Here is a 23,331-nt window from a genome sequence, read left to right as displayed (position 1 = left end):
CCGGGCGGAGAGAATCAGAGCGTATTGTGAAAATATAATTTCCCGTCCAGATATATCCCGTCTTCTTTCAGTGCCAGACGCCCCTGCACAAACCAGTTAACCACCTGCGGATAGATGCGGTGTTCTTCCTGTTGTATCCGGGCGGTGAGAGTGTCTTCAGTATCATCCGGCAGAACGGCAATGCGTGCCTGTAAAATGACCGGGCCGCCGTCCAGCTCTTCCGTGACAAAATGTACAGAGGTACCGTGTTCGGCATCGCCGTTTTCCAGGGCTTTCCGGTGCGTGTGCAGGCCCGGATATTTCGGCAGCAGAGACGGGTGGATATTGAGCATTCTGCCGTGGTAATGGCGGACAAAGGCGGGTGTCAGAATCCGCATATATCCGGCGAGGATCAGTAAATCCGGTTGATACTCATCAATCTGTGCCTGCAATGCGGCATCAAAATCATCCCGTGAAGAGAATTCCGCCGGACTGAGTGCCAGTGCGGGAATACCGGCCTGTTGTGCGCGGAGTAACCCGTAAGCGTCCGCTTTATTACTGAAGACCGCAACAATTTCCGCATTGAGAGCTTTTGAATTGCAGGCGTCAATCAACGCCTGCAGATTACTGCCGCTGCCGGAAATCAGGACAACAAGGCGTTTTTTCATCAGCGGATGATGACCTGCGGTTCATCTTCACGGCAGACCGCGATATCACCGATCAGCCATGCATTTTCACCCGCCTCTGTCAGCAGGGCGAGGGCGGCAGGCACAGACGCTGCCGGCAGCGCAATCACCATACCGACACCACAGTTGAAGGTGCGGTACATTTCATAGTCTTCCACATTCCCGGCTTTTTGCAGCCAGTTAAAGACAGACGGCCACTGCCAGGATGAGGCATCAATCCGCGCCTGGGTGCAGGCCGGTAATACACGCGGGATATTTTCCCAGAAACCGCCGCCGGTCAGGTGGGCGATGGCGTGAACATCGGTGTTTTCGATCAGTTTCAGCACAGATTTAACATAGATTTTTGTCGGTGCCAGCAGATGATCCGCCAGTGATTTGCCGTCAAGCTCTGTGGCTGCCGGGTCAGTTTTGCTGACCTCAAGGATTTTGCGGATCAAAGAATAGCCGTTGGAGTGCGGGCCGCTGGAGGCCAGTGCTATCAGCACATCACCGGCGCGGACTTTGCTGCCGTCGATGATTTCTGATTTTTCCGCCACACCGACACAGAACCCGGCCACGTCATAATCATCGCCGTGATACATGCCCGGCATCTCAGCGGTTTCACCACCGACCAGCGCACAACCCGCCTGTTTGCAGCCTTCGGCAATACCGGTGACCACCCGGGCGGCAGTATCGACATCCAGTTTGCCGGTCGCGTAATAGTCGAGGAAGAAGAGGGGCTCAGCACCGGCGACCACCAGGTCGTTCACACACATGGCGACGAGGTCAATACCGATAGTGTCATGACGCGCCAGATCCATCGCCAGGCGCAGCTTGGTGCCGACGCCGTCGGTGCCGGAAACCAGCACCGGTTCTTTATATTTCTGCGGTACCGCACACAGCGCACCGAAACCACCCAGCCCGCCCATAACTTCAGGACGGCGTGTCTCTTTGACAACATGCTTAATACGGGAAACTAAGGCATTACCGGCATCAATATCAACACCGGCATCTTTGTAACTCAGGGAAGTTTTGTCAGTCACTGCGGCCCCCAACGGCGATTGCAAGTAAGTGGGTGTATCGAAAACGCGGCTATTCTAACAGGCCACGCAAACGTTTGCGAGAGGATTTACGCCGGTTTTTGTCAAAATGCGTCAGATCACACTTATTCATGTAACAAACATGAAACGCGTGATAATTGACTATAATCAACAAATCCGGGGTGGCGCTGCGAAAGAAAAGCGGTATAATCTCGCGATTTTTTTGTCCGCCAGGGCTTACACAGTAGGAGAACCCATGAAAGTCGTCGAGGTAAAACACCCGCTCGTTAAACACAAACTTGGCCTGATGCGAGATCATGATATAAGCACAAAACGCTTTCGTGAACTGGCCTCAGAAGTCGGTAGCCTGCTGACCTATGAAGCAACTTCAGACTTAGAAACTGAGAAAGTGACAATTGACGGCTGGTGTGGTCCGGTCGAAATTGAACAAATCAAGGGTAAAAAGATTACCGTTGTGCCAATCCTGCGTGCGGGTATCGGTATGATGAACGGTGTGCTGGAAAGCATCCCGAGTGCCCGTATCAGTGTTGTCGGTGTTTACCGTGATGAAGAAACACTGGAGCCGGTACCGTACTTCCAGAAATTAGCCTCTAATATTGAAGAGCGTATGGCGCTGGTGGTTGACCCGATGCTGGCAACCGGCGGTTCAATGATCGCTACCATCGATCTGCTGAAAAAAGCAGGCTGCACCGCGATTAAAATCCTTGTGCTGGTTGCAGCGCCGGAAGGTCTGAAAGCGCTGGAAAAAGCCCACCCGGATGTTGAGCTGTATACCGCATCCATCGACGATCACCTTAACGAACACGGTTACATTGTGCCGGGCCTGGGTGATGCGGGCGATAAGATATTTGGTACGAAATAAGTTAATGAGCCGACTTGATAGTCGGCTTTTTTTTGGCATATCCCTGAGTAATCATTTAAGAGGTTTAAGATGACGCGCCGCGTTATTGAAGTCGATGAACGCCCACCACTGCTGGTCACCATTCCGTTAAGTTTACAGCACCTGTTTGCGATGTTCGGTGCTACTGTTCTGGTGCCGATCCTGTTTCAGGTAAACCCGGCCACGATCCTGTTATTTAACGGTATCGGGACGCTGCTGTATCTGTTTATCTGTAAAGGAAAAATCCCGGCGTACCTGGGCTCCAGCTTTGCCTTTATTTCACCGGTGCTGATTTTACTGCCGCTCGGGTATGAACTTGCTCTCGGCGGGTTTATCATCTGCGGGCTGTTATTTATGCTGGTGGCGGGGATTGTCAAAATCGCCGGACGCGGCTGGATCAATGTGTTGTTCCCGCCTGCGGCCATGGGGGCGATTGTGGCGGTTATCGGCCTTGAACTGGCCGGAACCGCTGCCGGTATGGCCGGGCTGAAATTCGAGAACGGCGCTACGCCGGACAGCACCACACTGATTATCTCTCTGACCACACTCGGGGTGACGATTCTCGGCTCTGTGGTGTTCCGCGGCTTCCTGGCGATTATCCCGATCCTTATCGGAGTACTGACCGGGTATGCGCTGGCCTTCTTTATGGGCGCGGTGGATTTGACCCCGGTAAGTGAAGCACCGTGGTTTGCACTGCCGACATTCTACACACCGCGTTTTGAGTGGTTCGCTATTCTGACCATCTTACCGGCCGCGCTGGTGGTGATTGCCGAGCACGTCGGTCACCTGGTGGTCACGGCGAATATTGTCAAACGTGATCTGATGAAAGACCCCGGTCTGCACCGCTCTATGTTTGCCAACGGTTTTTCGACTGTATTGTCCGGTTTCTTCGGCTCCACACCGAACACCACCTACGGCGAAAACATCGGCGTTATGGCCATCACCAAAGTGTACAGCTCCTGGGTTATCGGCGGGGCGGCGGTACTGGCGATTCTGCTCTCCTGTGTCGGTAAACTGGCTGCCGCGATTGCTGCTGTGCCGGTGCCGGTGATGGGCGGAGTATCGCTGCTGCTGTACGGGGTTATCGGTGCATCCGGTATCCGCGTGCTGATTGATTCCAAAGTGGATTATAACAAGCCGCAGAACCTGATTCTGACGGCGGTTATCCTGATTATCGGTGTCAGTGGTGCGACCATCCATATCGGTGCGGCTGAACTGAAAGGCATGGCACTGGCAACGGTTGTCGGCATTGGTCTGGCACTGGTGTTCCGTCTGGTGAATATTATCCGTCCGGAAGAGCGGGTAGTGGATGTGAATCTGGATGAAGTGAAGAAAGACTGATTCAGATAACAAAAAAAGCCGCAGTGACTGATGAGCCCGTAAAGGCGGGCATGTTGGTTCTGCGGCTTTTTCCGTCACTGAGTACGGGAAGTATGTTGTTAAGGTTCATTTAGCCGGTGAATTTATGTTAAACTAACGGTGTTTGTTCACCCGTTGGCCGAGGTAACTCTGAACACGCCATCTCAGCTGTCATTACCGCTCTCTCTCCCTGATGATGAGACTTTCAACAGTTTCTACGCAGGGGAAAACGCATCCCTGTTATCCGCTATTCAGGCGGCTATCAATCAGCCGCACGGCAGCTATCTCTATTTCTGGTCCCGCGATGGCGGCGGTAAAAGTCATCTGCTGCATGCGGCCTGTGCCGAAGTCTCTTCCAAAGACCGGGCGGTCGGCTATGTGCCGCTGGATAAGCGCGCCTGGTTTGTGCCGGATGTGCTGGAAGGTATGGAGCATCTGTCGCTGGTCTGTATTGATAATGTGCAGTGTATTGCGGGGGATGAAGAGTGGGAAATGGCGCTGTTTAATCTCTATAACCGTATTCTGGAGACCGGCAAGACCTGTCTGCTGATCACCGGGGACAGACCGCCACGTCAGATCCCGCTGCAGTTACCGGATCTCGCTTCCCGTCTTGACTGGGGGCAGATTTACAAACTTCATCCGCTCAGTGATGACGAAAAAATTCAGGCACTGCAACTGCGGGCAAAGCTGCGCGGGTTTGAGCTGCCGGAAGATGTCGGGCGCTTTATCTTAAAACGCCTCGACCGTCAGATGCGCACACTGTTTGATATGCTGGACAGGCTTGATCATGCCTCGATTGTTGCCCAGCGCAAACTGACCATTCCGTTTGTCAAAGATATCCTGCGGTTGTGACCATCAGTTAAGCAGGGCAATCACCGTTACCCCCCACTGGAGCACCATACAGAGTGCACCCTGCTGAAACAACCGTTTTGTGCCGCGCCAGCGCTGTGAGAAGTGGGTGTGCTGTGCTCTGCCCGGAAACAGTGTCGTCAGGGATTCATCAAAAATATCGGTATCGGACGATTGTGCCAGGCGGCGGAACAGATGGTGATCCAGCCACAACCGGAAGATAAAATACATGGCGCACAGAAAGAACAGGATCCCCGCCGCCATCGGATATTCACCGGAAAAACCGGAAATATAAAGCAGAAACTGCGTCAGAAAGGCCATCACCGATAAGGCAGCCAAAAAACGCCAGCCCGCCGTAAAAATCACAATTATCTGTTCGTCATGAGGTCTGTTATTCATCGTTTTTTCCGTAACGGGCTGCCCAGCGGGTCAGGGCGGCAATTGTCTGTTCCCGCAGAACAATTTGTGGCCGGGCCTGTCTGACGGCCGCCAGCGCCTGCTCCACATTGTCTGCCAGCCCGGCACGTATCAGCCAGGCGACCACGACGGTAGTACTGCGGGTGTAACCCAGTTTACAGTGTACATAAACCTGACCGGATTGCGCCAGGCGGCTGAGATTGTTCACCGCCGTTTCAATCTGCATCTCTGTCAGCGGAAACAGATCCAGCTGCGGCTGACAGTGATAAGCCAGCCCGGCGGTATAGCGACTGCGGGGAAATTCCCCTGTCATATCCAGTACGGCGGCAGCCGTCAGTGGTGCGGCAGGATAACCACCCAGCGCGATATGCTCATTGACCACACTGGTGTGACGGCACCGTTTTGCATACCAGTAATAGCTGATTTGCGCCGCAATCCGGTATGGCAGCAGCAGGAGTGCGGCAGAGGGTGAAATGCGCCCGGCGCTGTCCTTCTGAAACACTGATGCGCCGGCCCCGAGATAACCCGCCGTGATGCATAAAAATGCCAGCCCCGGCCACAGCAGCCACCAGCCCTGACCACCTATCACGACAGCCGCTGTTATCAGCACCAGCGAAATAACGGCGTACCGCCCGGCCAGCTGATAGCCGCGGCGGATACGGTGCGGGGCCCACTGCCAGCGTGTACTTACCGGCAGCAGATAGCTTATCACCACACCGGTGGCGGCACCGGTGATCACATCAATAAAATGGTGCTGCCAGGTTGTCAGTACAGAAACTAAGATCAGAATTGACCACAGGTGCAGAAGCCATTGCCATTTCTGCGGTGTGTGCGCCCAGAAGCGCAGCCACAGCAGCCACAGCAGAATGATATGCAGAGAAGGGGCCTGGTTAAACGGCAGATCAAACATCTCCAGCTGGTCAAACATCCAGCCTGCGGTACCGTCTGTCTGCGGACGGAGAAAACTGAATTTCAGCGGAAAGATCAGGAACCCGGCGCAGGCTGTCAGTGACGCAACTGCCAGCCGAAGCCCGTGAATACACTGTTCGCGCAGAGAGGTGCAGATAAACAGGGATAATCCGTAGAAGAGATCGATGCTCCAGTACGGAATAATTGTCCACGGCAGAAACGGAATATGTGTTTCCCAGCTGAACGCAAAAGAAGGGACTGACGGCAGCGACGCGGTATAGGTATTGACCTGTCCGTAAGTCAGAAAAAAGAAAGGTGCCAGAAACAGCAGCCAGAGCAGGGCAAATCCCCACCGTTTACGGCGGGAAGCGGGCAGCGGCAGTGCGGCATCAGACATAATTTTTCATTCCCTGTAAAACAGAAGATGCGCAAAAAGGCGCATCTTCATCAGTATGATAACAATCAGCGGCGTCTGGCGACTGAGACACTGAAAATACCCCAGTTATCAATGAGCTGATCCAGTTTTTCAAATCCGGCCTCATCCACCAGCGCATCCATTTCCCCCTGGCTGCGGCAGCGCATCACCCAGGCTTTTCCGCCCTGATGGCTCGGCAGAACGCGGGCTATCATTTCTACCTGCGGGTGCCACGGCTGACAGGTGTAGACAAGATAACCGCCGCTTTCAATCGCCTGCGCCAGCCCGGCAAGGGAATCGCGCAGCAGATGGTTTTCCGGGAACAGTTCATATAACCCGCTCACCACACCGAGGGTCGGTTTCGGGGTGACCGCCGCCAGATCGGCGGTATCAAAGGCATTGCCCTCTTCAAAACGGATTTTGTCTTCCAGGAAGCGCTCTTTGATCTGTAAACGACCCTGTTCCACATTGATGGTGCTGTAATCGCGCATCAGAACAGATTCTATCCGGCTGTAATCATTAATTGCATCAAAGAGATAGCGGCCCTGACCGGCAGCGATATCCATGATCCGCACCGGCTGACCCTCTTCCTGCAATGCCCGGATGGTGCGGCGCAGAATTTTCTCAATATTCACTTTGCGTTGGCGGATCCCCTGCCAGCCGATACTGTTGAGATACTGGCGGTCAACAATGCGGCCGAAAATGCCTTTGCCCTGAGCCTGGTTACGGTAGACATAATCGAGGGTGGATCCGGAATCAAAGCCTTTATCGTAGCCGATACTGACGCCTTCCGAGGCTTTGCCGAGGGTGGACATCGCTTTGCTGAGCAGTTTATAACCGAGATTTTTCGGGCAGTAATCCGGCAGCGGAACCTGCAATTCACGATAAGCATCGGCACCGGCGCTGCACACATCCTCAAACCGGTAATCGTGCTGATAGCGCGGCTGTTCAAACAGGGTGGTGACAAAGCGGCGGATTTCCGCCAGCGGGATATGACGATCTTTTTCGCCCAGAGTGTCGTGATAAAACCCCGGCAGAATATGTTTTTCTTTATACGGGGTGTTAAGCCGCGCATAGAACTGATTCTGCGGCTTGCGGTGCACCACGTGGTCACTGCCGGAGATAAACAGCTGAGTCGGCACTGTTATCGCGGCAGCATCCGCCACCAGACGGTCAGCGGTTTTGTAGAGCTCCAGCAGGATATTGACGGCAATCGGCCGGGTGATCAGCGGATCCCGCTCAAATGAAGCGATACGTACCGGGTCGTGGGTGAGATATTTGGCTTTAACGTAGGAATTAACATAAAACAGCCCGCGAATTTTCTGCATCAGCGCCAGTCCGCTGCGGGCAAACGGCACATAGAGTTTGACTTTAAAGGCCGGAGAAGCCAGTACCAGACCCCGGATCTTCGGTGCGAAATCATGCACCCAGCCGGTCAGGGTGACTGCGCCGACACTTTGTCCGAGCACGACCATGTTCTCGATAGGAATTTCATACTCAGATGAAATGAAGTTAATAAATTCATTGATGTCGCTGATAGATGTGCCCATCGACGGGCTGTAGCCTCTGGGCCCGTCATTGCGGCCGTGACCTCTGGCATCCCAGGCAAATACCGCGAAATCAGGTAACGCCAGCTCATCCGCAAGATGTGCCACACGTCCGGAGTGCTCATGACCCCGGTGAAACAGCATAATGGCTTTCTTTTCTGCGGTTGCGGAAGGCCAGTAACGGAAGAATAACCGCTGCTGGTCACTGGTGGTAAAGTGAGATTCAATGGATTCACGCTGAGTCGGATAATCAGAAGATACACTCATAATCAGTCCTTTTGAGATGCGCTTTGTTGCGCAGATTCCTGCAACGCACGCCGGATACGGTGATAACAGGTAAGAAACAGCAGGGCGGCAAAGACCGCAAACAGCACCGGAAACAGTGCGGAGTCAAGGGATGCGGGAAAAACCGCCGCCCACAGACCCAGTGCGCCGAACAGAAAGGCGCGGTCACTTTTTCCGGCAGGGCCGTCATAGCGGCGTGATGCCCCGATAGTTTGTGCCAGTACACCAATAAATTCAGTCAGTACAGAGAGAAACAGGGTCAGCAGTATCCAGATGGCTGCTCCCGGAAACAGCAGGACAAACGGGAAATAAAGAATCGTATCGGATACCACATCGCCCAGTTCATTGAGGATCGCGCCGAAGCGGCTTTTCTGGTGATGTTCGCGGGCCAGCATGCCGTCAATGGCATTGAGCGCCATCCGGATAAACAGCACCGGCGGCAGAAGCAGAAACAGGCGCGGATCGGGAAACAGGATCAGGATGAAACCGGTAAGCAGGGAAAGGAACATCGCCGCCAGCGTGACCTGGTTGGCCGTGATTCCGGCATTAAACAGGCGGATTACCACGGGACGCAGCAAGTTCTGAAACTTCGGTTTTAGATCATAAATGGTCATTTTTTTCCCTGATGATACACAGTCAGTTATCTGTATTATCAATACGTTATTCTGTGATCGCCGCAATAAGAGTTTTCTTAAGTTAATACGGTGTGATCACAGGGCTGTGTTGTTACAGGTATGACAGTCTGCGGCAGGGAAAGTTTCTGATAAAAGCAATACCGCCGTGAAAACGGCGGTATAACAGGGGGTCAGCGCGGTGAATTTACGGAAATATTATGACTGATGCCGGTCAGACGTTCTGATGCATGCAGCGGTTTGCGGACATCAAAAATGACCTCATTATTTTTTGCAGCATTGATAACCACCGGCAGTGTTTCGCGGTGAGAATAGAGTGAGGTATTGGTTGAGCTGCAATCCTGACAGATCACACCATTCGGGTTAACAATCACCAGACTGGCCTTGCCGCCGGCGACAAAGGTATTACCGCGCAGGTGGGTTTTATTGTTGCCGAGCACTTCATTAATAATGGTTTTGGCATTTTCTTTATTATGAATGACGAGGCCTTGCTTGCCGACATTATAGTCAGTAAAAATATTATGCGAGATCCCGCGGTTATCCGGTGATGTAATCACCAAAACCGGTTTCCCTGATTTATCTTTAAACAGCGATGTTTCCGCTTCCGGACTGGCTACCCGGATTTTATCGCCGTTACGGTAGGTATATTCTGTGCTTCCCGGTCCGGCGGCAACAGCAGCAGAGAATAATGCAACGGAAATGAATGATAACGCCGTTAATGTTTTTTTCATGATTTATTCCTTTAATCATTATATTAAGTGTAAATAACCAAACGAACTTTACCACTTGAAATAAATGACGATTTCATAAAAAGAACATAAGATCTAAAAATAGATAAAGTTATAAATTAATAAATAAAAATACAGGGTATTTGTTTCAGGAATGAATTAATTATTATTGATAAGGTCATCATGAGTATCAGCAATGATTGTTCATAGGATATCTTCTGGTGAGTGTATGACTGTATTGCTTAATTAACACACCGGAGGTGTTATGTGCTTTATTAATAAGATGAAAAAATTATTTATTATATTATTTTCTGTTTTTCCCTATTATATATATGCATCAGAAATAACTCCGGCTAATAACCGTTTAAAAGTAAATGTCAAAAGAGATATAACTATTATTGACATTTCAAGGCCGGATGGAAATGGATTGTCACATAATCAATACAGTAAGTTTAATGTTTCTGAAGTCGGCGTGGTATTAAATAACGGAACAGAAGACAGTCAATCTTATCTGGCAGGTGAAATAGAGGGAAACATAAATCTGCGGGGGAGTAGTGCCAGTTTAATTATTAATGAGGTAATCAGTGATGGTCTATCTGACTTTTCGGGGGCTATGGAGGTTTCCGGTAACCCGGCATCAGTTATTATTGCTAATCCCAATGGTATTACCTGTGATGGCTGTCATTTCATTAACACGCCAGATATTACACTTGCCACGGGGAATGTGAATTTTAATCCTGAAAATAAATTTTCATCTCTCAATGTAAGAAATGGATCAATCACGATAAATAAAAAAGGGATGGATACATATGCACAAAAAAATACTAATCTTATCAGTGCTGATACGAAAATAAATGGAAAGATAAATACAAAAAATCTTTTTATTATAAATGGTACAAATAAAATTAATTACCAGGATGGTATTCAGGAATCTATATCCGGTTTTATGGGGAATCAATCATCATCAGTAAATATGACTGAGGAAGGTGGGATTTCGGCTGAAAAAATTCGCATTATTAATACAAGTAGTGATGGCAATGTACAACTAAATAATATTGAGTCTGTTAATAATGGTATAAGTGTAACAGCAAAAAAAGCGGTATTATTATCGGGAAATATAACATCAAAAGAAAGAATAAGAGTAATAGCCGACAACATTATTATAAAAGATAAAGCAAAGGTTGCTTCCGGTCGTGATACTACTCTTATATCAAATGATATTTTAAATGCCGGAGAGGTTATATCAAAAGGTAATGCACGTATTTTTTCTGATGTTGTTAATAATCAGGGCCACGAAGCAATTATACAGGCAGAGGAAAATTTATGGATACAAAAAAATCCGGAAGGTGATTTTAGCAAGAGTGTTGTTAATAAATCAGCTTCACTAAAGTCTGAACGTGGTAATTTAATTATAAAAGCAAAGACATTAACTAATGTCAGTAACTCTGAGCCTGTTGAGTTTTTTAAGATTCCGGCAGAATCTACCGAGGTTCGCAGCGTCGGGAATCAGTTGCGTTATTTGCCTATGTGGCGGCGAGATGGGTTATTGATTGTATATCCGGAATTAAAAAACTTTAAATATGAAAAATGGTTTGATGAAATAGATTTACTAGCTAATGACAGTGTTAATGTTGAAAAATATGCAGTGAGATATAAGAGTGATTATCATCCTGCGTATATAGATTCCGGTAAAAAAATATATATAAATGCGAATCACTTTGACAATAATGATTCATTTTTATCTGCAGGGGGAAATATAGTTTTAACCGGCAAGGATATCAATATTAAAAATCATGGTCTGGGTATTTTAAAACTATGGGAAAGATATGAACCGGAAGATATAAACAGTGAATGGCTGCGTTTTTTTGTTGAGCCGGATACTATTCCCCCCGGGGTAATGGTTAATGATATTAAAATTCCCTTTCAGAAAAAGGAGCAATTTTATACATGGATTAGCCATGGGGTGGCTGACAGTCCATCTGTAAGTTCAGAAAATCTGATTATAGATTATAGCAATACAATTAATGTAGAGAGTAAGATCCCTGAAAAACACTATCCGGTAAATGAGATTATCAGAGATAGTTTTAGTCATCATTTAGCTGCAGAAAATATATTGTTGAATTCTTCATCAATAGATTTGAAGTCAAAAATAGGTGCAATTAATAATTTAAATGTTCAGGCTAAAGAGAAAATTTATTCACGTGAAAGTACATTGGTAGCGGGTAAGTCATTATCATTAACAGCAGATAGTATTGAACTTGAAAATACCAATATAAAGTCCGGTGAGCTGTCTCTTATTGCAAAGAAAGGCGATGTAATATACTCAACAGGAATCAGGCCTGTATTTACATCTGACATTTCTGCGCTGCCTCTGTTACATGCACCTGGTGGCATCTATGCAGATGCAGGAGGTGATATTACATTCAAAAATATAGCATTCACATTAAATAGTCATGTGGATTTATCTTCCCGAAAAAATATACTGATTGATTTTGATCCGAAAACGATATCAGGAATATCCACAAAAAAGGCAGATTATGAAATAAAATCACTGTCAGATAAATTTCAGGAATGGACACTTTCAGATTATATCACCCTGAATGCCGGAAGTGATATTGCTATTAATGGTACAGATATTAGCAGCAAAAATGATATAGGTTTTTATTCCGGCGGAAATATAGATATTACCTTTGATAAAAAATGGGAAGGCCGTAGTGATATCTATGCAAGATATTTAAGGCCCAAAATACGCATTCATTCAGAAAGAAACTTTATTATTAACTCTGCCGGAGATGTAAATCTATTGAATGCAGGCCTGCATGCTGATGAGTCTTTATTATTGTTTTCTGGCGGGGAGTTTAGCCTGGCAGGGATTCCTTATTCAGCAATAAGGTATTCTTATGATGATTACATTGATAATCGCTATGTAAGTTCTTATCTTACAGCAAAGAAAAATATTACATTAGTGGCGGAAGGTGATGTTAATCTGCATGCAGCAATACTCTCCTCTGATGATGATATATATATTCATAGCAGTGGAAATATTCAGTTGGGATCTGAAAAAATACACTATCGTCAGAAAAGACGTGATTATCTGGAAGATACATATCGCCATGTCAGTACACTGGTAAAAAGCAAGAATAAATTAACACTATTGTCTGAAGGCAGTGTTTTATTTCAGGGTGCTGAGCTTATTTCTGATGGTGTAATGGATATCTCGGCAAAGGGCGGGTATTTATATGCACAGGCAATGGAAGAAACGAGTCATTATGAAGATAAGAAAAAGAAATGTAATCGTTGGACATTCTGTATAACAAAAAAAGAAGTTACAAAGGTAAAGTATGAAGTAAAAAATAAAACGACAGAATTTACATCGAAAGAAGATATTAATTTAATCGCCCTGGATGATATCACACTTGAAGCTGCAAAAATTTCAGCAGCTAAAAATGCCAGGCTGAAAAGTATCTCAGGGAAAATTAATTTTAAAGCTGTTAACGACTCACTTTATGAGCAAACCGTCAGCCATTCAAAGGGTTTTTACATTACCCGCCGGGATCAGGGGCACTCGCTGAGCCGCTGGCGGTTGCCGCAGATTTATTACGGCGGAAATTTATCTGTTGATGCAGCAAAAGGCATAACCGCAGACAGTAAAACTTTCAGCATTCCTGAATTTAAAGAATCCGCAATGATGCTGAGCAGCCATACCGGAACAGGTTGGCTGAAAGAACTGATAACCCGTGATGATGTTCAGTGGAACCGGGTCGCAGATGCCTATCAGCGCTGGGACTATAAAGAGCAGCACCTTAATCCGGTGGCATCGGCTGTTCTGGCTGTCGCCGTCACCGCTGCGACATCGGGCTCCGGGCTGGCAGCGTGGGCGGGGAGTACCGCATCTTCCGCAGCCACAGGAACGGCTGCCGCTGTTATTTCCGGAGCCGCGCATTCCGGAATGATAGCACTGACAACACAGGCAGCGGTTGCACTGGCGGAGAATAAAGGCAATTTATCTGAAACATTTAAATCTCTGGGGCGCAGTGAAAGTGTTAAGTCTGTTATTGGTCAGATGGTTGTCGGAGGGGCGTTCAATGGTCTGGATAAATCGATGGGCTGGCAGAACGGAAATCCGGCACAATCGCGGATTCCGTTACTGAGTGACGGAGATTGGCACAAGGTTGCACAGCGCGTTTCCGCCCAGTCTGTAATCAGCTCAGCGGTGGGTTCGGCAGTATCAGAAACAAGTTTCAGGGAGAACTTTATTAGTGCGCTTCTCAGTAACACGGGAAGTCAGTTTAATGCTGAGGGCGCAAAATTAATTGGTGACCACGGTGAAATATTAACGGAACCGGGCAAAGCAATTACGCATGCTGCGGTTGCTGCTGTCAGAGCTGAGCTGACCAACCGGAGTGTCAGAGGAGCGGTTACCGGGGCGCTGGCAGCGTCGGCAGCCGGTATTATATTAGGCGATTCTTTAGATCAGACAGCGCAGGAACATGAACAACAGGCACAGCTGGCCCGGATGACAGGTGCTGTTGCCGGATTGATTGCAACAGGCCATATCAACGGGCTGACCACTGCGGCGGATGCTGCTGAGATCGTTGAACGTTATAACCGTCAGTTTCATTTGCAGGAATTAAAGGCGATAGAGGAACTGGCTGACGGTGATAATTTTAAAAAAGAGCGCCTGCTTGCAGCAGGTTGCCGTCTGATCAACTGTACTGTGCAGGAATCTGCAAATTCACCGGATAAATTACGTTTTGATGCGTTAATGGCAAAATATCCGGAGACATATCTTGAAGATAATTTACTGACAAATTACTGGGTGACAAAAGCGGATGACGGCATTCGTTATTATCCCTGGTCAGTTGCACCTGAAAAAGTACAGCTTTTTACTTACAGTGAAACTGAAAGACATGATGATATTGATGATTTTGTCCGTAATCAATATGCGGAATATATAACAGATTTTACCGGTCTGGAAAAAGCAACTGCCGAAATTATTATCGACAGTATATTGATGTCATCAGTGAATGGCAGGAGAGGTAATCCTGCCAGAATGCATAAACATATCAGAAAGGTCAGTTATGCAGATTTAAATCAAATCTATACCACCGATAAAAAGGGCAATAAAATCCCGATGAAATGGTATCAGTCAGGTTCCTCTGTCAACCAGCAGGGTATGCCGTTTGAGCATTATATTGGTACACAATTACCGCCAGGCTCAAAACTCCCGGATGGATTCAAAACCTTTGATTATTATGACAGTAAAGATAAAATAGCGATTAGCGTAAAAACTATTAACACTCAAACAGATAGTAGACTAAATAAACCTGATGCCATAAAATATATCATTAATGGCCATGTTAATAAAATGGCTCAGTTTACAGATCACATAAAAGAGGGTACTCCATTGAGCACAGATGATATCAAGAAAAGAGTATTACATATTGGTCTTCCGGAAAAAACAACATCTGAACAATGGAAGTCAATAAATAGTGCAGTAAAGAACGCAAACGATAAAAATATAGATATTAAAATAACCATTATAAAAGGTAATTAGTATGAATTCGATAAATTCGGATGAGTTTAATGCAGTCGTAAGTTTTAATGAAGATTATTTTTATTTTTTAAGGATGATTAATCATGGGTTGTTAATACCGGACTATTTATTTGGTGATATTATTATTCCTGTGGATGCAGCAATTGACAATATTGGCTTAAGTTTAAAGCAGGTTCTTACAAAAAATAAAGATGGAGAGTCTGAAAGTTATTATATATTTGATCATGAATTAAACAAGGAGAATTATAAAGAAAACATAGTAAAGTTAATGAGGTTATGCGGATATAAGAATAAAAAATTACTTTTTAAAAAAATGAATAAATGCCTTGTAAGGCAAGTTGGTAATATTATTAAAATAAAACCCCTAAACCATATTAAACTCGAAGCTTGGGACGGTGATGGTATATCAGAAACTGACGATGTCATTATTCCGGTATCGGCTTCAGATGAAGAGTTGGGTAATGCCGTTATCGAGGCGTTTTCCCGCTGTAAGGGAAGGCAATTCTGAGTTCTGTTCCCGGCAGTTACCGGAGGACATAAGGTATCATTGGTTCAGCGAATGATAAGAATATAGAGATTAAAATAACCATTATAAAAGGTGAATAAATATGAACCAAAATACTGAACAGGGGTTAAATGCCAGAATAGGTTTTAATGGCGATTTTTATCATGTTGATACCATGTCCGGGCATGGTATTTTAATTGTGGATAACCTGTTTGAGTCTTGTCTGTTATCAAAAGATACCACAGCGGAAATGCTCGGTTTGTGTTTAAAGAAATGCCTGAAACAAAGCCGGATAGTAGATCCGGGAAATTATGATTTCTTTGACTATAAAAAAGTAAAAGAAAGATATGAAGAATGGATTAAAAACATCATTCAATTGCGCGGATATAAAAATAAAAAAACACTTTTTAAACAAATGAATACATGTAATGCAAGGCAGGTTGGTGACCTTATTACAATAAAACCTTCAAACCATATTAAACTTGAAGCTTGGGACGGTGATGGTATATCAGAAACTGATTATGTCATTATTCCGGTATCGGCTTCAGATGAAGAGTTGGGTAATGCCGTTATCGAGGCGTTTTCCCGCTGTAAGGGAAGGCAATTCTGAGTTCTGTTCCCGGCGGTCACCGGGGACAGATGATCAGGTTCAGATAATCTCCAGCACCTGCTCCGGCGGACGGCCGAGGCGGGCTTGTTTGCCTTTAATCACTATCGGGCGCTCAATCAGTTTCGGGTTATCATGCATGGCCTGAATCAGTGCTTCCTGATCGGTCACTGTCGCGAGCCCCAGCTCACTGTAAAGGGCTTCTTTGGTGCGCATCAGTTTGCAGGCGTCATCAAATTTCAGCTCACGGAGCACAGTTTTGATTTCTGCCACTGACGGCGGAGTGTCCAGATAGAGCATTACTGCCGGAGACACGCCGTTTTCTTCCAGCAGTGCCAGAGTTTCACGGCTTTTGGAGCAGCGCGGGTTGTGCCAGATAGTGACAGTCTCAGTCATGGTTTTCCTCATTATTTAAATTGTTTGAATTGCAGCTGTAACTGGCGGATCTGGTCAATCCGCGCATCATAACGCGCCTGATCATAACTGCCGGGTTTCGCCTGACGGGCGGCTTCGGTCAGGCTGCGGATAGCACCGTCAAAGTTGCCCATTAAGTTCTGATATTCCGCCCGTGCGGCCAGTTCGTCCGTGCGGCGGCCGGCTTTTCCGCCTGCTTCTGCCAGCAGATCCCAGCCGCTCGGGTCAGCAGGGTGATCAAAGGTATAATTGCGCAGAATCTTAGTTGCTTTATCATATTGTTTATTCTGAATATAGGCATTACCGAGGTTTATCTGATATACCGAATTCCCCGGTTCCCGTTTCAGGGCATTTTCCAGCCTGGTCACCGCCTGAGAGGTTCTGTTCAGACCGATATCCACATCTGTCATGACATCGATAAACCAGACATTGTCAGGATCGGCAGCCAGTAATTTCGACAGAATTTGTGAGGCGGGTTCATATTTGTTGTCACGGTAGAGCAGAATGGCACGGGCATAATCCGCCGCCATTTGTTCTTTACTGTTGCCTTTGCTGTAGTTATCAATCATCTGGTCAGTCGCATTGCGCAGCGGCTGGCCGCCGTACATTGCCATCGCCCGGGCGCGCGCCAGCAGGAAATCAAAGGACTGTGGCGGATTTTTACGCGGCATCTGACCGGCACGGCTGCGCGCATCCGCCAGACGGCTGTCCGGCAGGGGGTGAGTCAGCAGCATTTCCGGAGGTTTGGAGCTGTAACGGGACATATCCACCATGATGGTCATAAAGTCCGGCATACCCTGCGGGTCAAACCCGGCACGGCTCAGTGTGCCCATGCCGATGCGGTCCGCTTCCTGCTCGTTGGATTGTGTAAAGCTGATCATATTCTGCTGGATCCCGGCCATGGTCGAGGTCATGGCGGCGGCACCGACCGGGGTGCCGGTCATCAGAAGCAGGATAGAGCCCAGAGTGGCCGCCCAGGCCAGCGGTGCTTTGTTCTGCTGATCTTCCATCATCCGCGCCAGGTGGCGCTGGGTAACGTGAGCGATTTCGTGCGCCATCACAGAGGCGAGTTCACTTTCTGTCAGGCTGTAGCGGAACAGGGAGGTGTGCAGAACCACATTGCCGCCGAAGAAGGCAAAGGCGTTAATGTTCGGGTTGGCTATCAGGAAAAAATTAAACGGGGTTTTGACCGAGTCAGCGTTTGAGACCAGACGCTGGCCGAGATTATTGATATATTGCAGCAAAACAGGATCATAGACCATCGGGGAGCTGCTGCGGATCATCCGCAGATAAAAGTCCCCCATCAGGTTTTCCTGTCCGATACTGAGTGTACCGCCGGCGGTGGTGCCGATTTCAGGTAACGCATCCTCAACCGCAGCCTGTGCGGCAGGCAGTACCGGGAAGGTCAGGGCAAGGCTCAGTAAGACGGCTAACGGTTTTTTCAGAAACGTATTCATAGGATGACGCTTTCCCCGTTGATTATCACTGGTAATAATTCGTGTATCATAGCAAACACTCAAGTAAAATCCTCACACAGTCTGCCCGGTGGGCAGGATTTGTCATATTTTTGCCGCTAATCCCGGGAGCAGAACAATGTTAGATTTGATCATTCAGTGGTACCGACGACGTTTTGCCGATCCGCAGGCAGTTGCTTTGACCGTTATTTTACTGGCGGGTTTCGGAATTATTTATTTTTTCAGCGGTATCTTAGCGCCGCTGCTGGTGGCAATTGTACTGGCGTACCTGCTGGAGTGGCCGATTCATCAGATGGAAAAACGGGGCTGCTCGCGCAAGCTGGCGATTATGCTGATCCTGACGCTGTTTATCGGGGTCAGCGTGCTGGTGATCTTTATCCTCGCGCCGACGGTCTGGGGACAGGGGCGTAACCTGCTGCTGGATATGCCGAATATGTTCAGTCGTTTCAATGAGTTCGCCCGTGAACTGCCGAACCGTTTCCCTGCGCTGATGGATGTCGGGCTGATGGATATGATCCTCGATAATGCCCGCAGCAAGCTGCTCTCAGTCGGGGATTCAGTGGTGAAAATGTCGCTGGCGTCACTGGTGGGATTACTGGCGCTGACCATTTATCTGATTCTGGTGCCGTTGATGGTGTTCTTTTTACTGAAAGATAAAGAACAGCTGCTGCGCGGTTTTCAGCGTATTCTGCCGCGTAACCGCTCACTGGCCGGGAAAGTGTGGGTGGAGATGAATCAGCAGATTTCCAACTATATCCGCGGCAAAGTCACCGAGATGATTATTGTCGGTGTTTGTACTTATATCGTCTTCGCGGTGGTCGGCCTGAATTATGCGTTACTGCTGGGTGTGCTGGTGGGGCTGTCAGTCCTTATCCCGTATGTGGGGGCGGTGATTGTGACGGTGCCGGTGGTTCTGGTCGGGCTGTTCCAGTGGGGACTGGATTCGGATTTCTGGACCATGTTTATCGCCTATCTGGTGGTGCAGGGGCTGGACAGCAATATCCTGGTGCCGATCCTCTATTCTGAGGCGGTGAACCTGCATCCGCTGGTGATTATTTTGTCGATTATTATTTTCGGCGGATTATGGGGATTCTGGGGCGTATTCTTTGCTATCCCGTTAGCAACCCTGATTAAAGCAGTGATTCATTCCTGGCCTGAAGAGGTTGCTGAAGATAATATACAATCAGTATCAAAGGAATAATCAAAAAATAAAAAGTGATGTTTTTATAAAACATCACTTTTATATTCATACCGCTATTCGGTCAGATATCAAAATTATGGGTGGTAACTGACACGTTCTCATTCCGGGAACCATTGCCATAAACACCAACAATACCATGTATTGCAGAGTCAGCATCTGTTCTCAGATAATGGTCATTATAGAATTGTACTGAACCGGCAGTGACATTCATTTTTCCGGTAAACATTATGCCATCGTTTTTAATGTGTACGGCGTCATGCTTTCCTGCAATATTGAATTGTCCGGTTGCAAATGTGGCACCGGTATCATTACTGACAGATAAGGTATTATCTCGCAGATAACCCTGATATGCATTATTTTTCAGGTCAATCATATGGTTGATGTTATGACTGTTAATGGACATATTTTGGGCATAAAAATTATTTGGTTTTTCCCCTGCTGTAGTATTGTAAATGGAGAAATTGCCATTATAATCAACAGTCAGATTTTTTGTACTAATCTTTTGATAATTAGAAATACTACCATTTTTTGCATTAATATTAATATTTGATGCTTTAAGATAACCATCATTAATAAGTTCAGAATGTAGTAAGTTTAAGTTAACCTCCGATAATATAATATTACCGTTATTTGTTAACGTTGCATTTTTGGCATTGACGGTCATTTTACCGCGTATTTTAGTATCGCTGTCGATCAATGAATTCGAATATGAGCCTGAACTATTAACTACTTCCCCCGGGGTTAATTTAATATCAGAAATCTGAGAGTTAAGATTATTTTTAAGATCGATATTATCTGCACCAATATTAATCGTTGTATGCGGTGAATTAACATAAGAGCTGTTGATTTCAACGCTGTTTCCCGTTAATGTCAGGTTGCTTTTTATCGCATTTTTTTTGACATTACTAACGATAACATTATTCGTTATATTTTTAAAACCGATTAGTTTTCCTGTAGTAACATCAAGTGAAGTATTTCCGGCTAATAGTGTCAGGTGGCTAACATTAGATACACCACAGCTGTTACAGTTAACGCCATTCGGGTTAGCAATGACCAGACTGGCTTGTTTACCAATAATGGCCATAGTGCCATCGAGCTGACTGATATTGGTTCCGGTTACTTCGTTGATAATCACACGAGCTGATGGTGAATTATCAATATTCAGGCCATTTTTTCCGACATTGAATTCAGTAAAGTAATTGTGTGAAATACCATTTGAATTTGGTGTGCTGATTGATTGTGTCGGTTTATTATCCTTAATCCGGATATTAACTTCGGGTGATGCCTGATCTGTCGTGATTTTATAACCATCACGATAGGTGAAATCTTGTGTCGCCGCCGATAAATAAGCAGGTGATAAAAATAATAATACGGTAGCAATTTTGGTTAACTTCATTAAGTATCCCTTTTAATAGCGTGACATCATTGTCAGCAGAGATACAATATCATATTAACTTAATTACAAAGTACTAATATCCAGAATATGTATTTTTTTTTAAAAAAACATCAGGAATATAAAAAACACTACCGGGAGATAGTGTTTTTATCATTCCGGCAAATAAATCAGCTGTGAGCTTTGAGGTATTCAAGCACAACCTGATCATGGTCGCTGGTTTTGAATTTATCAAAAACATGCTCGATTTTACCGTCAGCGCCGATTAAGAAGCTGATGCGGTGAATACCGTCATAGGTTTTCCCCATAAACTGTTTTTCACCCCAGACGCCAAATGCTTCAGCAACCGCGTGGTCTTCATCTGACAGCAGGGTAAAATTCAGTAACTCTTTTTCCGCGAAACGAGACAGTTTTTCGGGTTTGTCTGTACTGATCCCCAGCACTTCAACATTGAACTGTTTCAGTTCATCCATATTGTCGCGCAGACCGCATGCCTGGACAGTACAGCCCGGCGTCATGGCTTTGGGATAAAAATACACCAGCACACGCTGACCGGCATAATCGGCCAGGCTGATTGATTCACCATCCTGGTCGGGAAGGCTGAACAGGGGCGCCTTATCACCGGCGTTCAATGGGCTCATTACACACTCTCCGTAAACGTAATAATAAACACAAACATTAATGATTCATCAGGGTAATAGTGCCTTCGGCCTGTAACTCAGCACAAAGACGGTAAAACTGCTGCTGCAGCACCGCGTTGTTTTCCCCTGTCGGGTGATGCGCGGTGATCTGAATCTCCAGCAGTACTGCGTCTGTATCATCCTCCGGCCGGGTTTTGGACACCAGTTCAGCCAGGGTGTAATCCAGTCTCATAAACAGATTGGTAAAGCGTTCCACCAGCCCGGCGGCATCAGGCACGGTGACCTGCGCACTGACACCGGTAGTGGCCGCAGGCTGATGCCCGCGCTGTGTCCGTTTCATGACCGTCAGCAGGTCAAGTTCCGCCGCCAGTACCGGCAGGGTGGCCTCCAGCATGGCAATGGCATTCCAGCTGCCTGACAGCATCATAATAAACGTGAACTCCTCACCGAAAATCGCCAGACGGCTATCTTCGATATTACAGTCACACTCTCCGGCATGACGGGTAATCGCATTCACAATCCCTGCGCGATCCCGTCCCAGTGCAGTGATAACCAGATATTGCTGATCGCGTTGCGGCAAACCCTCATTCCTCTTCATGACACCGTGAATGTGTTAAACATAAAGAAAGATAAGGCCGATAGCAATAACCTGTTGTGTGCTCTGCGGTAATAATCAAATGATTGCGGCATATCAAACCTGCCGGATACAGACACGTTATCATGTGTTCCGCCGTTTTACCGGTGAAAAAAGCGGACATTATTACTTCTTTTTAAGGTGTGCCGCTAGGTATTAACAAAATTCATTAAAAACGTACAGTTAGGGTGTTTTTTTCTGCGCTCTGAACAAGTACCATTAAAATGTTGTCCTATATTTATCCGATTATGAGGGTTTCGTACATGTCACACATAAATGACGTTTTAAAAGGCAGTATTGTTGCGATGGTTACACCACTGGACACACAGGGTCGTGTTGATAAGGCGGGGCTCCGGAAATTAGTGGATTACCATGTCGCGGCAGGTACGTCCGCCATTGTGGCTGTCGGAACCACCGGGGAGTCCGCCACACTGTCACATCAGGAACATGTGGATGTGGTACTGGCGACACTGGAGTTCGCGGAAGGCCGTATTCCTGTTATTGCCGGTACCGGCGCTAACGCGACCAACGAAGCGGTCTGGTTTACTGAGCAATTTGAAAACAGCGGCGTGGCGGCATGTCTGACCGTTACCCCGTATTACAACCGTCCGTCACAGGAAGGTCTGTATCAGCACTTTAAAGTGATTTCAGAGAATACCGCATTACCGCAAATTCTGTATAATGTGCCAACGCGCACCGGCTGTGATATGTTACCTGCAACTGTTGCCCGGCTGGCAAAACTGGACAATATTGTGGCAATTAAAGAAGCGACCGGGAACTTAAGCCGTGTGAATGAAATCAAAACCCTGGTGAATGATGAAAACTTCATTCTGCTCAGCGGTGATGACGCGTCAGCACTGGATTTCACCCTCCTGGGCGGCAAAGGTGTGATTTCTGTGACAGCCAACGTGGCTGCGGCAGAGATGGCACAGATGTTTGATCTTGCCCTGCGCGGGGATTTTGACCGTGCGCGTGTGATTAATAATCAACTGATGGACCTGCATCACACATTATTCTGTGAGCCAAGCCCGTCACCGGTAAAATGGGCCTGTCATCAGCTGGGTCTGATCGCAGAGCAGACACTGCGTCTGCCGCTGTTACCGCTCACGGAAGCGGGGCAGAATACGGTCGGCCGTGCCATGAAGACGGCGGGCATACGATAATATTTTAGGGAATCT

Annotated in this window: 20 protein-coding genes; 8 read left to right on the top strand and 12 right to left on the bottom strand. The window is 47.0% G+C overall.

What is annotated here, in order from left to right:
* Nucleotides 1-14 precede the first annotated feature (14 nt).
* Together purN and purM are read right to left on the bottom strand one after the other, a co-directional pair.
* Nucleotides 15-647, bottom strand: coding sequence for a phosphoribosylglycinamide formyltransferase (gene purN / locus X965_RS08225; protein ID WP_004235252.1), 633 nt, complete (start codon nucleotides 645-647; stop codon nucleotides 15-17).
* Nucleotides 647-1,687: a phosphoribosylformylglycinamidine cyclo-ligase gene (gene purM, locus X965_RS08220; RefSeq protein WP_015422770.1), complete on the bottom strand. Its 1,041-nt coding sequence runs from the start codon at nucleotides 1,685-1,687 to the stop codon at nucleotides 647-649. The genes purN and purM overlap by 1 nt, the downstream gene beginning before the upstream one ends.
* Nucleotides 1,688-1,940: 253 nt before the next feature.
* On the opposite strand from purM, the gene upp reads away from it, so the two are divergent.
* The 3 genes from upp to hda all read left to right on the top strand — a co-directional run bounded on the left by upp (nucleotide 1,941) and on the right by hda (nucleotide 4,796).
* Nucleotides 1,941-2,567, top strand: a complete 627-nt coding sequence (gene upp / locus X965_RS08215; protein WP_004235255.1) for a uracil phosphoribosyltransferase — start codon at nucleotides 1,941-1,943, stop codon at nucleotides 2,565-2,567.
* A gap of 69 nt (nucleotides 2,568-2,636) precedes the next feature.
* Nucleotides 2,637-3,926, top strand: a complete 1,290-nt coding sequence (gene uraA / locus X965_RS08210; protein WP_036405800.1) for a uracil permease — start codon at nucleotides 2,637-2,639, stop codon at nucleotides 3,924-3,926.
* Between the two features lie 153 nt (nucleotides 3,927-4,079).
* Nucleotides 4,080-4,796 carry a DnaA inactivator Hda gene (gene hda, locus X965_RS08205; RefSeq protein ID WP_004239923.1) on the top strand — a complete coding sequence of 239 codons (717 nt, stop codon included), beginning with the start codon at nucleotides 4,080-4,082 and terminating at the stop codon, nucleotides 4,794-4,796.
* Between the two features lie 3 nt (nucleotides 4,797-4,799).
* On the opposite strand, the gene X965_RS08200 is transcribed toward hda, so the two are convergent.
* The 5 genes from X965_RS08200 to X965_RS08180 form a co-directional block, all read right to left on the bottom strand.
* Nucleotides 4,800-5,192 carry a hypothetical protein gene (locus tag X965_RS08200; RefSeq protein ID WP_004239924.1) on the bottom strand — a complete coding sequence of 131 codons (393 nt, stop codon included), beginning with the start codon at nucleotides 5,190-5,192 and terminating at the stop codon, nucleotides 4,800-4,802.
* The gene (locus tag X965_RS08195; RefSeq protein ID WP_036417732.1) at nucleotides 5,185-6,516 is read right to left on the bottom strand and encodes a dual specificity protein phosphatase family protein; all 1,332 of its coding nucleotides are present in this window, start codon (nucleotides 6,514-6,516) and stop codon (nucleotides 5,185-5,187) included. The genes X965_RS08200 and X965_RS08195 overlap by 8 nt, the downstream gene beginning before the upstream one ends.
* A gap of 65 nt (nucleotides 6,517-6,581) precedes the next feature.
* The gene (locus X965_RS08190) at nucleotides 6,582-8,348 is read right to left on the bottom strand and encodes a bifunctional alpha/beta hydrolase/class I SAM-dependent methyltransferase (protein WP_036417731.1); all 1,767 of its coding nucleotides are present in this window, start codon (nucleotides 8,346-8,348) and stop codon (nucleotides 6,582-6,584) included.
* A 2-nt stretch (nucleotides 8,349-8,350) separates the two neighbouring features.
* A complete protein-coding gene (locus X965_RS08185; protein ID WP_004235263.1) occupies nucleotides 8,351-8,980 on the bottom strand; it encodes a CDP-alcohol phosphatidyltransferase family protein in 630 nt (209 codons plus the stop codon).
* Between the two features lie 191 nt (nucleotides 8,981-9,171).
* Nucleotides 9,172-9,729 (bottom strand): filamentous hemagglutinin N-terminal domain-containing protein, encoded by a 558-nt coding sequence (locus X965_RS08180; RefSeq protein ID WP_004235269.1) that lies wholly within the window; start codon nucleotides 9,727-9,729, stop codon nucleotides 9,172-9,174.
* A gap of 262 nt (nucleotides 9,730-9,991) precedes the next feature.
* Here X965_RS08180 and X965_RS08175 point away from each other — a divergent pair, with 262 nt between their 5' ends.
* The 3 genes from X965_RS08175 (at nucleotide 9,992) to X965_RS08165 (ending at nucleotide 16,398) form a co-directional block, all read left to right on the top strand.
* Entirely contained in the window at nucleotides 9,992-15,283 is a 5,292-nt protein-coding gene (locus X965_RS08175) for a DUF637 domain-containing protein (RefSeq protein ID WP_036417729.1), read from the top strand.
* Nucleotide 15,284: 1 nt separating this feature from the next.
* The gene (locus tag X965_RS08170) at nucleotides 15,285-15,791 is read left to right on the top strand and encodes a contact-dependent growth inhibition system immunity protein (protein WP_072144567.1); all 507 of its coding nucleotides are present in this window, start codon (nucleotides 15,285-15,287) and stop codon (nucleotides 15,789-15,791) included.
* A 100-nt stretch (nucleotides 15,792-15,891) separates the two neighbouring features.
* On the top strand, nucleotides 15,892-16,398 hold the full coding sequence (locus tag X965_RS08165; protein ID WP_004235272.1) for a contact-dependent growth inhibition system immunity protein: 507 nt from the start codon (nucleotides 15,892-15,894) through the stop codon (nucleotides 16,396-16,398).
* Between the two features lie 39 nt (nucleotides 16,399-16,437).
* On the opposite strand, the gene arsC is transcribed toward X965_RS08165, so the two are convergent.
* Complete coding sequence (gene arsC, locus X965_RS08160) at nucleotides 16,438-16,791, bottom strand: arsenate reductase (glutaredoxin) (protein WP_036417727.1); 354 nt, start codon at nucleotides 16,789-16,791, stop codon at nucleotides 16,438-16,440.
* Nucleotides 16,792-16,802: 11 nt separating this feature from the next.
* Complete coding sequence (locus X965_RS08155; protein ID WP_004235274.1) at nucleotides 16,803-18,266, bottom strand: M48 family metallopeptidase; 1,464 nt, start codon at nucleotides 18,264-18,266, stop codon at nucleotides 16,803-16,805.
* A gap of 136 nt (nucleotides 18,267-18,402) precedes the next feature.
* Between X965_RS08155 and X965_RS08150 the strand changes: the two genes are divergently transcribed.
* Nucleotides 18,403-19,485 carry an AI-2E family transporter gene (locus tag X965_RS08150; RefSeq protein ID WP_004239935.1) on the top strand — a complete coding sequence of 361 codons (1,083 nt, stop codon included), beginning with the start codon at nucleotides 18,403-18,405 and terminating at the stop codon, nucleotides 19,483-19,485.
* 61 nt (nucleotides 19,486-19,546) lie between these two features.
* Here the strand turns inward: X965_RS08150 and X965_RS08145 are convergent, their stop codons facing one another.
* From X965_RS08145 to X965_RS08135, 3 genes are all read right to left on the bottom strand, one after another.
* Nucleotides 19,547-20,881: a filamentous hemagglutinin N-terminal domain-containing protein gene (locus tag X965_RS08145; RefSeq protein WP_036417725.1), complete on the bottom strand. Its 1,335-nt coding sequence runs from the start codon at nucleotides 20,879-20,881 to the stop codon at nucleotides 19,547-19,549.
* 167 nt (nucleotides 20,882-21,048) lie between these two features.
* A complete protein-coding gene (bcp, locus tag X965_RS08140) occupies nucleotides 21,049-21,519 on the bottom strand; it encodes a thioredoxin-dependent thiol peroxidase (RefSeq protein WP_004239939.1) in 471 nt (156 codons plus the stop codon).
* A 37-nt stretch (nucleotides 21,520-21,556) separates the two neighbouring features.
* Nucleotides 21,557-22,099, bottom strand: a complete 543-nt coding sequence (locus X965_RS08135; RefSeq protein WP_004235282.1) for an ACT domain-containing protein — start codon at nucleotides 22,097-22,099, stop codon at nucleotides 21,557-21,559.
* A 317-nt stretch (nucleotides 22,100-22,416) separates the two neighbouring features.
* Between X965_RS08135 and dapA the strand changes: the two genes are divergently transcribed.
* The gene (dapA, locus tag X965_RS08130) at nucleotides 22,417-23,316 is read left to right on the top strand and encodes a 4-hydroxy-tetrahydrodipicolinate synthase (protein ID WP_004235284.1); all 900 of its coding nucleotides are present in this window, start codon (nucleotides 22,417-22,419) and stop codon (nucleotides 23,314-23,316) included.
* Nucleotides 23,317-23,331 lie beyond the last annotated feature (15 nt).

The sequence above is a fragment of the Morganella sp. EGD-HP17 genome (genome assembly GCF_000512315.2).
GTDB lineage: Bacteria > Pseudomonadota > Gammaproteobacteria > Enterobacterales > Enterobacteriaceae > Morganella > Morganella morganii.
Note: the sequence above shows the minus strand (reverse complement) of the source record. Positions and strands in the feature narration are given on the sequence as shown.